The sequence below is a fragment of the Peptoniphilus sp. HMSC075B08 genome (assembly GCF_001815405.1).
GTDB lineage: Bacteria > Bacillota > Clostridia > Tissierellales > Peptoniphilaceae > Peptoniphilus_A > Peptoniphilus_A harei.
This window is the reverse complement of sequence record NZ_KV820444.1, coordinates 31,816-45,028: the sequence shown is the minus strand read 5'-3', so window position 1 is coordinate 45,028 and position 13,213 is coordinate 31,816. Positions and strand designations below refer to the sequence as shown.

9 protein-coding genes are annotated in these 13,213 nt (G+C 34.3%); 3 read left to right on the top strand and 6 right to left on the bottom strand.

All coding sequences use genetic code 11. The annotated features are described in order from the left end of the window. Window positions 1-9: 9 nt before the first annotated feature. From HMPREF3023_RS03325 to hutI, 5 genes are all read right to left on the bottom strand, one after another. Window positions 10-1,611 carry a gamma-glutamyltransferase family protein gene (locus HMPREF3023_RS03325; RefSeq protein WP_070700676.1) on the bottom strand — a complete coding sequence of 534 codons (1,602 nt, stop codon included), beginning with the start codon at window positions 1,609-1,611 and terminating at the stop codon, window positions 10-12. A 329-nt stretch (window positions 1,612-1,940) separates the two neighbouring features. Further along, window positions 1,941-2,456: a hypothetical protein gene (locus HMPREF3023_RS03320; RefSeq protein WP_070700674.1), complete on the bottom strand. Its 516-nt coding sequence runs from the start codon at window positions 2,454-2,456 to the stop codon at window positions 1,941-1,943. Window positions 2,457-2,507: 51 nt separating this feature from the next. After that, window positions 2,508-4,043, bottom strand: coding sequence for a Na+/H+ antiporter NhaC (gene nhaC / locus HMPREF3023_RS03315; RefSeq protein WP_070700670.1), 1,536 nt, complete (start codon window positions 4,041-4,043; stop codon window positions 2,508-2,510). A 531-nt stretch (window positions 4,044-4,574) separates the two neighbouring features. Continuing rightward, window positions 4,575-5,954 carry a Na+/H+ antiporter NhaC family protein gene (locus HMPREF3023_RS03310; protein WP_070700667.1) on the bottom strand — a complete coding sequence of 460 codons (1,380 nt, stop codon included), beginning with the start codon at window positions 5,952-5,954 and terminating at the stop codon, window positions 4,575-4,577. 329 nt (window positions 5,955-6,283) lie between these two features. Further along, a complete protein-coding gene (gene hutI / locus HMPREF3023_RS03305) occupies window positions 6,284-7,549 on the bottom strand; it encodes an imidazolonepropionase (protein ID WP_070700664.1) in 1,266 nt (421 codons plus the stop codon). Window positions 7,550-8,253: 704 nt separating this feature from the next. Here hutI and HMPREF3023_RS03300 point away from each other — a divergent pair. Together HMPREF3023_RS03300 and HMPREF3023_RS03295 are read left to right on the top strand one after the other, a co-directional pair. Further along, window positions 8,254-10,245, top strand: a complete 1,992-nt coding sequence (locus HMPREF3023_RS03300) for a urocanate hydratase (protein ID WP_371327606.1) — start codon at window positions 8,254-8,256, stop codon at window positions 10,243-10,245. 114 nt (window positions 10,246-10,359) lie between these two features. Further along, window positions 10,360-10,854: an LURP-one-related/scramblase family protein gene (locus tag HMPREF3023_RS03295; protein WP_070700658.1), complete on the top strand. Its 495-nt coding sequence runs from the start codon at window positions 10,360-10,362 to the stop codon at window positions 10,852-10,854. Window positions 10,855-11,113: 259 nt separating this feature from the next. Here the strand turns inward: HMPREF3023_RS03295 and HMPREF3023_RS03290 are convergent, their stop codons facing one another. After that, window positions 11,114-11,623, bottom strand: a complete 510-nt coding sequence (locus HMPREF3023_RS03290) for an adenine phosphoribosyltransferase (protein WP_070700655.1) — start codon at window positions 11,621-11,623, stop codon at window positions 11,114-11,116. A 111-nt stretch (window positions 11,624-11,734) separates the two neighbouring features. Here HMPREF3023_RS03290 and nhaC (HMPREF3023_RS03285) point away from each other — a divergent pair, with 111 nt between their 5' ends. Continuing rightward, window positions 11,735-13,150, top strand: a complete 1,416-nt coding sequence (gene nhaC / locus HMPREF3023_RS03285; protein ID WP_070700652.1) for a Na+/H+ antiporter NhaC — start codon at window positions 11,735-11,737, stop codon at window positions 13,148-13,150. Window positions 13,151-13,213 lie beyond the last annotated feature (63 nt).

Sequence of the window (13,213 nt, the reverse complement as noted above, 5' to 3'; positions counted from 1 at the left end):
AATCACCTTCTAATAAGAAAAAATATTGGAGTCCGTCCTCTTTTCTGTTCCGCCAATATAAACATCTTTATCTTTCAAAATAATTTGGCCCCTACCCATGCTCTTGAAGTCACTCACGACTTCAACTTCGTGGCCAAGTTTTTTAAGTTCATCAATAATTTCAGGCTTAAAGTCATTTTCTACCTGAATTTTTTTGTCGTCAATCCACATTATCCTTGGAGCATCAAGGGCAGCCTGTGGATTTAAATTAAAATCTATCATATTCATAAGGACTTGGACATGGGCTTGTGGCTGCATAAAGGCACCCATTATTCCAAAGGCTCCAAGTGCCTCATTATTTTTTGTCATAAAGCCAGGAATTATTGTGTGGTAAGGAAGCTTTCCTCCCTCAAGAGAGTTGGCAAGTCCTTCTTCAAAATAAAAATTCTCAATCCTGTTGTTTAAAGTTATTCCAGTTCCAGGAACCACAATTCCAGACCCAAAGCCAGCATAGTTTGACTGAATCATGGAAACCATGTTGCCGTCTTTGTCTGCTGTGGCAAAATAAACTGTGTCAGATGATTTTATCTTAAAGGCTTCAGGAGTCCTTGCCCTGTCACTTATTTTCGCTCTCCTGTCCCTAGCATAGTCACATGATAAAAGTCTTTCAACTTCAATTTGCATCTTTTCAGGATCTGCAACATAGGCCTTGGCATCAGTAAGAGAAAGTTTTATTGCCTCAATAATCTTGTGAAGAGTCTTTGGGTCTTCACGATCTTTTATTTCCATTTCACTTAAAATATTTAGGGCCATTAGGACAGAAATTCCATGGCCATTGGGAGGAATTTCCCAAATATCAATCCCCTTATAGTTGGTAGAAATTGGATCTACATATCTTGCCTCGAAGTTTTCTAAGTCGTCAAAGCTTAAAAATCCTCCAAGCCTTTCCACTTCACTGACGATTTTTTTTGCAAGCTCTCCCCTATAAAAGGACTGGCCCTTAGTGTCACGAATTTCTCTTAGGGTCCTTGCCATGTCAAGTGATTTGAAAACTTCTCCAGCTCTTGGGGCCCTACCATCAAGAGTAAAGGACTTAAAAAATTCATTGAACTCTTCCCTATTTAAGCTTTTATATTTTTCCACACTTTCTCCCCAAAGATTTGCAATTTGCGGAGTCACTGGATATCCTTCTTCTGCATAAGAAATCGCAGGCTCAAAAATTTTCTCAAGACTAAGGCTGGCAAAGTCTTCATAGATTTTCATGACTCCACCAATTAACCCTGGCGTATTTATAACATTTACCCCACAAGATGGCATTCTATCATAGCCCTTTTCTCTAAGCTTTGCAATAGAAATATTTTTGGGACTTCTCCCACTGGCATTTATCCCATAAAGCTTGCCTTCAAAATAAATTAAAGCAAACATATCTGACCCCAGCCCGTTGCCTGTTGGTTCCACAACAGGAAGAGTCATAGATGCAGCAAGAGCAGCGTCTATGGCATTGCCACCTTCAAGGAGAATTTTTGCCCCAGCACTTGTTGCATAGGGAGATGATGTTGCCATTATTCCATTTTTCCCAAAAATTGTCCTCCTAGTTGAAGGATAAGGGTAAGAGTTGTAATCAAATTTCATTTTATCATCCTTATTAAAGAATATTCTCATTGTCGATTTGTCTTATCATCCTTTTAAAAATATTCTATTGTCCTTTTGTCTTATCTTCTTTTGAATAATATTCTATTCTCGACTTCTTATAACTTCTTTTTTTCCTCTGTCTAACAAAGTTAATTCTATAATTAATTGGTGAATAATTCAACTTTACAAGTTTAAAATAATTTTTAAACTTATAATAATTTGTTACTTTTAATTTATATACTACTTTTAATTTATATACTTCGAAGAAAATATAATTTCATTTAACATAAAAAAGAGACTCCTTAATTGAAGTCTCTTAAAAAACTTTTTTATCGTTGCCAACTTCTCTTTGTCTTTTTTAATTCCTTTTTGAAAGACTTGAGATTTTCTTTATACTCATAGGCATCGTAAATTTTTATTTTTTTATTATGCTTTTTAGCCACATCAAAGACTCTGTCTTTGTCCTCATCCTTAAAGAAGAATCTCCTTGTAATATCTCCCTTAGTAAAATAGAGGAGAGTCTTGCCTGGCTCATCAGCTTTTTTCTCATAAGTAATCGCATCAATATCTGACCAATCCCAAACTTCGTGAATCTTTGAAACTTTAATGTCGTTGTAAATTTCAAGCCCCTTACTTGTAATTGCAACATACTTTTTTGCAAGTAGGGAGATAAGTAAAAGGATAGCCAAAATCAAAGTCAACTTATACTTTGTGAAAATACCTAAGATAATCAAGACAGAAGTGACTACGTAGGCATATTTTTCAGAAAATCTTTTTCTAGGATTCACATATACGTATTTGATTGCTTCGCTGTCATTATCCCAAGGTAATTTTATCTCTGACACATAATCACTTCTTTCTATTAAATATTCTAAAATTTAGTTAGGAAATTTTAATTAAGCGCTAAGTTTTGGAGCTTTTCCTTCTGCTCTTCTTCTTTCAAGAGCTGCCATAGCTACTTCTCTAGCTTTTTCTGGAGACTTAGCTTGTTTCTTCATTGTAGTCTTACCAAATAGATTTGTATAAGATCCGTCAGCCCAGAATATGTTTCTTCCAGCAAATGCTGTTACACATGCATAGATTGGGTTTAGTAAGTTAACAAATGCAAATGGGAAGAATGCAAGTGGGTTAACACCAAGTGTTCTAAATTGGTAAGCACCACAAGCTGTCCATGGGAACATACATGCCCAAAGTGTACCAGCATCTTCAAGTGTTCTTGATAACATATTTCTTGCAAGTCCAAGTTCATCATATTTTGTATCATATAGAGGAGCAGGAACACCGATTCCTAAGAATTGGTCACACATTGCTGCGTCACAGAAGATTGATGTAAGCATTGTAGCAAAAACGATTCCACCAACAGAGTTGATTTTATTTTTAATTCCACCAAATAATTTTTCAACGATACCACATTTTTCAAGAGCACCACCAAAGGATACTGCAAGAATAATAAGGTTGATTGTCCACATTTGGTTATCCATACCACCTTTTGCAAGAGCACCATCAAGGAATTCATTTCCTGTTTCAATTGATGGACCATAGTGAAGGATTGAGAATAAGTCTGCTACTGAATATCTTTCTTGGAAGATAAGTGCAAAGATGACACCAACTGCAACTGAACCAAGTACGCCCGGAAGACCAGGGATTCTAAGAACCATGATTAAAACAATAACTAGAATTGGAAGTAATACTAATGGGTTAACATTAAAGTTACCAGCTATTGCTTCTCTAATACCATCAGCAATTGTTGGATCATATCCAGCGCCTGCAATATTCATACCTAAAACAGTATAAATAATAAGAGATATTAAGAAAACAGGACCTGTTGTAGATACCATGGCTGCAACGTGATCAAATAGACCAGTTCCAGCAACACCTGCTGCAAGGTTTGTAGTATCAGATAGTGGAGAGAATTTATCTCCAACATAGGCACCTGATATTACCATACCTGCTGTTAGTGCAGGGTTAATTCCAAGACCAGCACCAATTGTCATGAAAGCAATACCAACTGTAGCTGTTGCAGTCCAAGATGAACCACATGCACAACCAACTATAGCACAAAGCAAACAACCAACTGGTAGGAATGTTTGTGGTGATAAGAAATCTAGTCCGTAATAGATAAGAGCAGGAATTGTACCTGAAATCATAAAGGATGATACCAATAGACCTACAGTAAGTAAAATTAAAATTGCGTCCAATGTTGCTGTTATCCTGTCTATAATACCAGACAACATTTCATCAAAACTATGTCCGCAAATTACACCAATAGTAACAGTTACTATAAGTGCTATGATTAGTGGCATGTGAGCAGCATCATACGCCTCATCACTAAATTTGAAAACATATACCATTAGCGCTACCATTGTTAAAATAGGTAGAATTGCTTCAAAAAAACTTGGTAGTCTAACAGCTTTTTGACCATCGTTCTTCATAAATAAAACCTCCTTAAAACATTAAGGCACGTCATAAAATATTTGGCATGTCTGTAATACATTTGCTAAAATTTTGTATTACTGAAAATGTTTTCTACCCTCATCTTACTCTTGTGTTTAGTATAAGTCAACTATAATTTATAAAGATTTTTATATTACATTTAATTTTGTACAATGTATTAGTTAGCTTTTATGATAATTAGATAAATTCATTTTAGTCTTCATCTATATAATAAGGTATTTTCAATAAATTATAGGTTTCCGATTAAAAGCATTAAATCATTGTTTTTATTAATTTTTAGTATTTTATTTTTAAATATGTACACTTTTAATATTGATATCTTTTATTTATAGATTAAGTTTTCCTCTATGATGTTAATTATAATTATTTAGGATAAAGTTTTCATATCATATTTTTATTTGACTTTGGAGTTAATTAAAAGTTATATATTTTATTAAAATTCTGAAAATAAAAAGCAGGCACCTATGAGTACCTGCTCGATTTAAATCAATTTCTTAAATTTTAAATTATTAAGATAATAATACTGATCCAATAACTCCACCGATTACTAGGAACACGTCAAATGCGATAAATGTCGGTACGCAAGTGTCCATAATGTGGTCGTGTTGTCCGTCAGCGTTAAGACCAGATGTAGGTCCCATTGTTGAGTCAGATGCTGGTGATCCTGCATCTCCAAGAGCAGCTGCTATACCAATTAATAGGATAATAGCTGATTGTGAGAAACCTAATTGTTGAGCTAGCGGAACGTAAATTGCTGCAACTACTGGGATTGTACCAAAAGATGTACCGATACCCATTGTAATAACAAGACCAATTGCTAGTAGAACAATAGCCGATACTACAAGTGAAGCACCTTCCATCATAGCTGCTGTATCGTTAACTAGGTGAATTACTGCACCTGATGTGTTAAGAACGTTAGCAAATCCACCTGCTATTAACATTACAAATGCGATGAATCCCATTAGGTCAAGTCCACCAGTAACCATATCGTCAATTTCATCCCATTTAATTGAACGAGTAATTAATAGGAAGATAATACCAATTAATGCTGAGAACGGAAGGTTAGTTGTAATGATTTGAACTATAAGCATTGCTATAGCTGCAACTAGAGCTCCCCAAGCTTGTGAAGTCATGTGAACTTCTTCGTCTAGAGAAATAACTCCAGGGATTTCACGATCTTCATATTCTCTGTCTTTTCCATAAAGAACAAATACTACAAAGATTAAACCAATTAACATTGATAGACCTGCAATCCACATTACCTTTCCTGTGTCATTAACAGTTGTTGGCATGCCAGCATCTGTCATGTTTGTTGCAATAATTTTGTGGAATATAAGTCCAAAACCTACTGGTATTGAAACATATGGTGCCTTTAATCCAAAGCAAAGAGCTGATGCTACTGCACGTCTGTCAATCTTTAACTTATTCATAAGTCCTAGTAGAGGTGGAATTAGAATAGGTATAAAGGAAATGTGAACTGGTAAAAGGTTTTGTGAAAAGATTGATATAAATGCTATTAGGAAAATTAAGAAGAATTTATTATTTCCTACTAATTTAGAAATCTTTTGAGCAAGAATAGTTATAAGTCCTGATTTACCAATTGCATAAGCAAACATACCTATTAGGATATAAGCAAGAGCTGTCTCTGCCATAGATCCCATACCACCAATAATTGTACCTATAATTGAATCGCCTTCGATTGCAAATCCTGGAAGCTGTCCAACTGTATTTGCTTGCCAAGTATCTGGTTCAAATACATATAATGGCATGCCTGCAGTTATACCTGCTACAATACCTGCCACTAATAGTGAAAGTAGTACGTTAAGTTTTAACATACATAAGATTACGAGTAATAGTACCGACACTACTACGGGGTTAAATAACAACATATTTATTTCCTCCTTTGAAAATGTTTTCTTTATTTTCTCATATTATTGTATTTTTGTCAACAATCTAATTCTCTATTACGATAAAATATACAATACTTTAGTCAGTTTTCTCTATTATTTGTTAAAGTATAATTTTAATTGATTGTGTGTTTTCAAGGCTTTTGTGAGCTTTTAATTTATCTATTTCAATAAATTCTTATATTATTTTAAATAATGTTTTATAATCTAAACTATTGTATTTTTTTATTTTTTTAAATAAACATTTTTAAACATAAAAAATAAAGGAGCCTCAGCCCCTTTATTTTAATTCCTATATTGTTTTCCTAGAATTATTTTACTAACTTTCTATCTTCTACAACTAATTCACCATCTACATAAACTTGTTTACATAGGTTTGTTGCGAAGAAGTAAAGTGTGTAGTCAATGTTATGAGCATCGAAGATTGCAATGTTTGCCCTCTTGCCCTTGTCAAAGGATCCAATAGTATCTGCCCTGTCAACTGAGTAAGCAGCGTTAATAGTTACTGCATTGTAAACTTCAATTGGTGTAAGCTTCATTTCTAAGCAACCGAGTTGCATAATAAATTGAAGGTTTGCTGTTGGACATGATCCTGGGTTAGAGTCTGTACAAAGTGTAATAGCCATTCCCTTGTCAAGCATTCTTCTTGCTGGAGCATAAGTGTCTAGCATTAGTGAGAAAGTTGTTCCAGGAAGTAGGTTGCCAATTACATTTGCCTTAGCAAGTGTTTCAATCTCTTCATCATCTACTACCATTAAGTGTTCTGCAGAAACTGCTCCAACTTTGGCAGCAACATCTACACCACCAATGTTTTCTATTTCATCAGAGTGAATTCTTAATTTAAAGCCATGTTTCTTTGCAGCTTCAAGAATTCTTTCAGATTGTTCTGCTGTGAATACTCCCTTTTCACAGAATACGTCACAGAATTCTGCAAGATTTCTCTTTGCAACTTCTGGCATCATGTCGATTACAATGTCAACATACTCGTCTGGATTATCCTTATATTTTTCGTGGATAACGTGAGCAGCCATAAATGTTGTAATTAATTCTGTTGGGAAGTCCTTATTTAATTTTTCAAGAACTTCAAGTTCCTTTAATTCTGTTTCAAGAGTAATTCCGTAACCACTCTTTGCTTCTACTGAAGTTACACCATGAACTAGCATGTGTTCAAGAAGATCTCTTGTCTTATCATAAAGTTCATCAAAGCTTGCTGCATCAGTTGCCTTTAGTGTAGAAAGAATTCCTCCACCTGCTTCTAGAATTTCAAGGTATTCCATTCCATTAAGCTTCATAGCAAATTCATTTTCACGGCTTCCACCATATACAAGGTGAGTGTGAGCATCAATTAAGCCTGGAGTTGCAGTTTTACCAGTTAGGTCAACAATTTCTGTATTTTCGTCTTTTAAGTTTTCGTATCCATTACCTTCGCCAACTTCTAAGATCTTACCATCCTTAATTGCAATGTAAGCATTTTCTAGAATGTCAGCTTGGTTCATTTCTTCCCCTCTTAGTGGTCTACCAATATCCTTTGGTGAGAAGACTTGTTCAAGATTAACTAATATTTTATCCGCTTTCATAAATTCCTCCTTTTTCTGTCAATATCTTAACACATATTATATACCCAATAAATATGAAAATATTTTTATTAAGTTTTTTAATTAAATTTTTAATAATTTAATTTTATTTCTACTATTATAAATTCACACTTCAATTTGTTATTCCAATTTTTTGTCGATTTATAATTTTTTACAAGTTTATAAATTTTTTCGACTCAATGAATTTTTATAAGTTTATATTTTTTTACAAGTTTATAATTATTTATTACTTCAGAAACTTTTATAAGCTATCAATAAATTGTGACTCAAAAATTTTTTACCAGTCTATAAATTCTTATGATTTAATAATTATTTTTCACATAATATTTATTTTTGACAAAGGGATTATTTGTAAGCTCATATTTTTATAATCTAAAGCTTTATATTATTTTTATAGAAGAAACTTTTAAGCAAGTCACTTTCTATGGTTTTACATAAATTTTGCAAACGATTCATTTCTTCGGTTTATCACGATAAATTAATCATCTTTTTTAAGGAAAGGCGTCCTTGATACGTGTGTTTTCAAGGCAATTTAGGAAAACCCATTGCTTTTTTAGGATATTTTTTAAATTTTAGGAAATTAATTTCCCTATGTATTTACTTTTTAAAATTTTTAATTTATAATGTCTATTAAATGGAGGTTGATAAAAGTGATAAATAATCATAACGCAGAAGTTCAAAAGATTATGAAGGTAGAAATTAAGAACCTTCCAGAAAAAAAATCTTTTGAACAAGGAATTAGAAGAGCTCCTGATAGAGGATTTAGACTTTCAAAAGATCAAACTAAAATTGCTCTTAGAAATGCTCTAAGATATATCCCAGAAGAATATCATGAAGAATTAATTCCTGAATTTTTAGAAGAACTTACTACTAGAGGAAGAATCTACGGATATAGATTCAGACCAGAAGGAAGAATTTACGGTAAACCAATTGACGAATACAAGGGAAATTGTTTAGCTGGTAAAGCTTTCCAAGTAATGATTGACAACAACTTAGACTTTGATGTTGCTTTATATCCATATGAACTTGTAACTTATGGAGAAACTGGTTCAGTTTGTCACGATTGGATGCAATACAACCTAATTAAACAATACCTTGAAATCATGCACGATGACGAAACTCTTGTAATGGAATCTGGTCATCCACTTGGACTATTTAAATCAAGAAAGAACTCTCCAAGAGTTATAATCACTAACGGACTTATGGTTGGTGAATATGACAACCTTGAAGACTGGGAAATTGCAGAAGAAATGGGCGTTGCTAACTACGGACAAATGACTGCTGGTGGTTGGATGTACATTGGACCACAAGGTATTGTTCACGGAACTTACAACACAATCCTTAACGCTGGTAGATTAAAATTAGGTCTTAGCGAAAAAGATAACTTAGCTGGTAAATTATTCGTTTCATCTGGACTTGGCGGAATGTCTGGTGCTCAAGGTAAGGCTGGAGATATCGCTGGTGCTGTTTCTATCATAGCTGAAGTTGATATTTCAAGAATCGAAACTAGACTTGAACAAGGCTGGATTAAGAAACTTGCTGAAACTCCTGAAGAAGCTGTTAAACTTGCTCAAGACGCTCTTGAAAAGAAAGAAGCTCTTTCTATTGCCTTCCACGGTAATATCGTTGATCTTCTTCACTATATGGACGAAAATGACATCCATATTGACCTACTTTCTGACCAAACATCTTGCCACAACGTTTACGATGGCGGATACTGTCCAGTAGGAATTACTTTCGAAGAAAGAACTGAATTATTAAGAACTGATAAAAAGAAATTCCACGAACTTGCTGACAAGACTCTTAGACAACACTTTGACGTTATTAAGAACCTTACTTCTAAGGGAACTTACTTCTTCGACTATGGTAACTCTTTCTTAAAAGCTATCTACGATGCTGGAGTTAAAGAAGTTTCTAAGAACGGTAAAGACGACAAAGACGGATTCATTTGGCCTTCTTATGTAGAAGACATCATGGGACCACTTCTATTTGACTATGGATATGGACCATTTAGATGGGTTTGCCTAAGTGGTAAACACGAAGACTTAATTGCAACTGACCACGCTGCAATGGAATGTATAGATAAAGACAGAAGATATCAAGATATGGATAACTATATCTGGATTAGAGACGCTGATAAGAACCAATTAGTAGTTGGAACTCAAGCTAGAATACTTTACCAAGACGCTAAGGGTAGAGTTGACATCGCTCTTAAATTCAACGAACTTGTTAGAGAAGGAAAAATCGGTCCTGTTATGATGGGTCGTGACCACCACGACGTATCTGGTACAGACTCTCCATTTAGAGAAACTTCTAACATAAAAGACGGCTCTAATGTAATGGCTGACATGGCTACTCAATGTTTCGCAGGAAACTGTGCTAGAGGTATGTCACTAGTTGCTCTTCACAATGGTGGTGGAGTTGGTATTGGTAAATCAATTAACGGTGGATTCGGTCTAGTTCTTGACGGATCTGAAATGGTTGATGAAATTATCAAACTTTCACTTACTTGGGACGTTATGAGTGGTGTTGCTAGACGTAACTGGGCTAGAAACGATCACGCAATCGAAGTATCTAAAGAATTTAACGAAGATAATGAATACGGACACATTACACTTCCTTACCTTGTTAAGGATGAATTAATTGATAATGCTGTTGATTCACTTAATATCGACTAATATCTAAATATTTCTAAACCCCGCAGGTTTCTGTGGGGTTTTATTTTTTGTTGTAATTAACTTCATAAACTTATAAAATCAAATTAAGATATATCTTTAGTCCAAGGAGGAGTCATGAAAAATTATTATTTTAAAGAAAATCTTTTTAAGATTACAGACCACTACCCCATCCTAGATGATGATGGAAGAGAAGTTTATTATGTAGACCAAGATTTTACACTCATTGGCTATGATGTGAAAATTTCTGATATAGATGGAAATGAGATTTTAAAAATTGAGAAAGAACTCTTCTCCCTCCTCCAAAAGTTTAATGTTAATTTTTCTGACGGCAAGTTCATGAGGGTAGAATCAAAAATTAGCTTTCTAGTTAGGAGGATTCATATAGACTATGCTGGCGAGTCCCTGAGTTTGGAAGGACAGTTCCCAGATTTGAATTTTGAAATTTATAAGGGCAAAGACTTAATTGGAGAAATAGAAAAGACTTTCTTTGCCTTGACTGATACCTATAGGCTCACAGTCTATGATGAAAAGTACACTGAGGGCCTCCTAGCCCTCACCCTTTGTGTAAATAATATTAAAGACACAGCTGCAAAAAGAAATTCAAATTAAATATTTTTCAAAGAAAAAACATCTGTAAGAATTTATCTCCCAGATGTTTTTTTAACGCCTTATATTATTTTGTTAGTTTATAAGTTTTTAATTACTTATAAGTTTTTATTAGTTCATAATTTTCTGATAAATCAGAAATTTTTATTAGTTCACAAATTTTTATTTGCTTATAATTTTTTATTAAATCTCAAATTTTTATTAGGCTAGAAATTTTTATTAATTAAAATTTTTGTAAGCCTATAAATTTTTTTGCAAATTTTTAATATTTTATAACTGAATGAACTTTTTCGTCCTTTAGTTCATCTCTTCCCTTGAGTCCCTCAAGCTCTGCTAAAAATACTAGCGAAGACACTTCTCCCCCTAGGCTCCTGACAAGTTTTAGACAAGCCTTTGATGTACCACCAGTTGCAAGTAAGTCATCTACTATTACAATTTTCTCTCCTGTCTCAAGAGCATCCTTATGAATTTCAATAGAATCTTCTCCATACTCAAGGTCATAGGATTCGCTAATTTTATCCCATGGAAGTTTTCCTGGCTTTCTCACAGGAATAAAGCCCTTGTTTAACTTGTAGGCAAGAGCTGCCCCAAAGATAAAGCCCCTAGCTTCAATCCCTATAATTTTATCAACATCGTCATCTATTTTTGCTGCCATTTCATCAACTGATTTTTCGAAGGCATCTTTATCCTTTAAAAGAGTTGTTATGTCCCTAAAGATAACTCCCTCTTTTGGATAATCTTCAATTGCTCGAATTGTATCTTTTAATTCCATAATTTCCCCCATTCTCTTATAGTATACCATCTTTAGAAGCTAATAAAAACTTTTAATGAGGTCTTTTTAATGTTATAATATGTTAAATTTTTGATATATATGGGGTGTCTAATGAAGCAGAAAAATATAAATAAATATGAAAAGGAAGTTAGGAAGGCAAACTTTGCTGAAGCCCTCTTTACCTTCGCATCTCTTACAATAATTATGTTTATAAGCATAATAAAATACGAAGAAAGCCCTCACATTCCTATGCTAATTGGAGTTCTAATTGCCTCGCTTGTTGCCTTAAAGATTGGATACACTTGGAAGTTCATTGAGAACTCAATGATAAAGGGAATATCACAGGCCATGCAGTCCATAATAATCCTGGCCATAATTGGAGTCCTAATTGGAATTTGGATCTTGGCTGGAGTTGTTCCAACAATGATTTACTATGGACTTATGATTTTAAAGCCATCAATTTTTCTTGTTGCCACAGTTTTAATTACTTCAATCACTTCCCTTGCAACAGGTACAAGTTGGGGAACTGCTGGTACCATGGGGATTGCCCTTATGGGTATAGCAAGCGGACTTGGGATTCCTGCCCCTGTCACTGCAGGCGCAGTTTTATCTGGTGCCTACTTTGGTGACAAGATGAGTCCCTTATCAGATACAACAAACCTTGCACCAGCTATGGCTGGCACAGATGTCTTCACTCACATCAAGTCTATGGCAAAGCCAACTCTAATTGCCTATGGCTTAACTCTTTTAATTTTTGGATTCTTATCTGCAAAATATAGAGGAGCATCTGCAGACCTATCTAATGTCAATATAATTGCCAAGGGACTAAAGGAAACTTTTACAATTTCTCCCGTCCTCTTGCTAGCACCTCTTGTAGTAATTATTTCCATTGCAAAAAAACTCCCAGCAGTTCCTGGAATTGCCCTTGGAATTATTATTGCAGCTATCCTTGGACCAATCTACCAAGGCATTAATTTTGGCGACATTTTATCAGCTGGTCTTAATGGATATGTTTCAAATACTGGCCTTGAAGCAGTGGACCAACTCTTGACAACTGGTGGCCTAAACAACATGATGTCTTCCATCTCTCTTACTATTATTGCCATGATGTTTGGTGGTATTGCAGAAGAGACTGGAATACTCGAAGCCATTGTTAAGAAGTTCCTCCACAGGGTTCAATCTATAGTGGGGCTTGTTATTTCTACTATTTTAACCTGTGTCTTTACCAACGCATCTATGCCCGAGCAATACATCTCCATAGTTGTGCCTGGAAGGATGTTTAAAAATGAGTACAAAGAAAGAAATCTTGACCCAACCCTTCTTTCTTCAACTCTTGAATCAGGTGGAACTGTTACATCAGCCATGATTCCTTGGAACACTTGTGGAACTTATATGTCTACAGTTCTTGGCGTTTCCACAGTCCACTATCTACCATTTTTGTTTTTTAACCTATTGATGCCTCTTGTTCAAGTAATAATTGTGGCAATAGAAGCTAATAAATATAAGTTAGATGCAAATTCAAAATAAAATATAAATTATAAAGAAAACTTTTATATATTTTCACATAAAGAGTCTTTCACCAATTGAAAA

What these genes read in the sequence shown, in the direction of transcription:
- HMPREF3023_RS03325 (WP_070700676.1), bottom strand. Translation starts at nt 1,611, where the DNA reads ATGAAATTTGATTACAACTCTTACCCTTATCCTTCAACTAGGAGGACA.
- nhaC (WP_070700670.1), bottom strand. Translation starts at nt 4,043, where the DNA reads ATGAAGAACGATGGTCAAAAAGCTGTTAGACTACCAAGTTTTTTTGAA.
- HMPREF3023_RS03310 (WP_070700667.1), bottom strand. Translation starts at nt 5,954, where the DNA reads ATGTTGTTATTTAACCCCGTAGTAGTGTCGGTACTATTACTCGTAATC.
- hutI (WP_070700664.1), bottom strand. Translation starts at nt 7,549, where the DNA reads ATGAAAGCGGATAAAATATTAGTTAATCTTGAACAAGTCTTCTCACCA.
- HMPREF3023_RS03300 (WP_371327606.1), top strand. Translation starts at nt 8,254, where the DNA reads ATGAAGGTAGAAATTAAGAACCTTCCAGAAAAAAAATCTTTTGAACAA.
- HMPREF3023_RS03295 (WP_070700658.1), top strand. Translation starts at nt 10,360, where the DNA reads ATGAAAAATTATTATTTTAAAGAAAATCTTTTTAAGATTACAGACCAC.
- HMPREF3023_RS03290 (WP_070700655.1), bottom strand. Translation starts at nt 11,623, where the DNA reads ATGGAATTAAAAGATACAATTCGAGCAATTGAAGATTATCCAAAAGAG.
- nhaC (WP_070700652.1), top strand. Translation starts at nt 11,735, where the DNA reads ATGAAGCAGAAAAATATAAATAAATATGAAAAGGAAGTTAGGAAGGCA.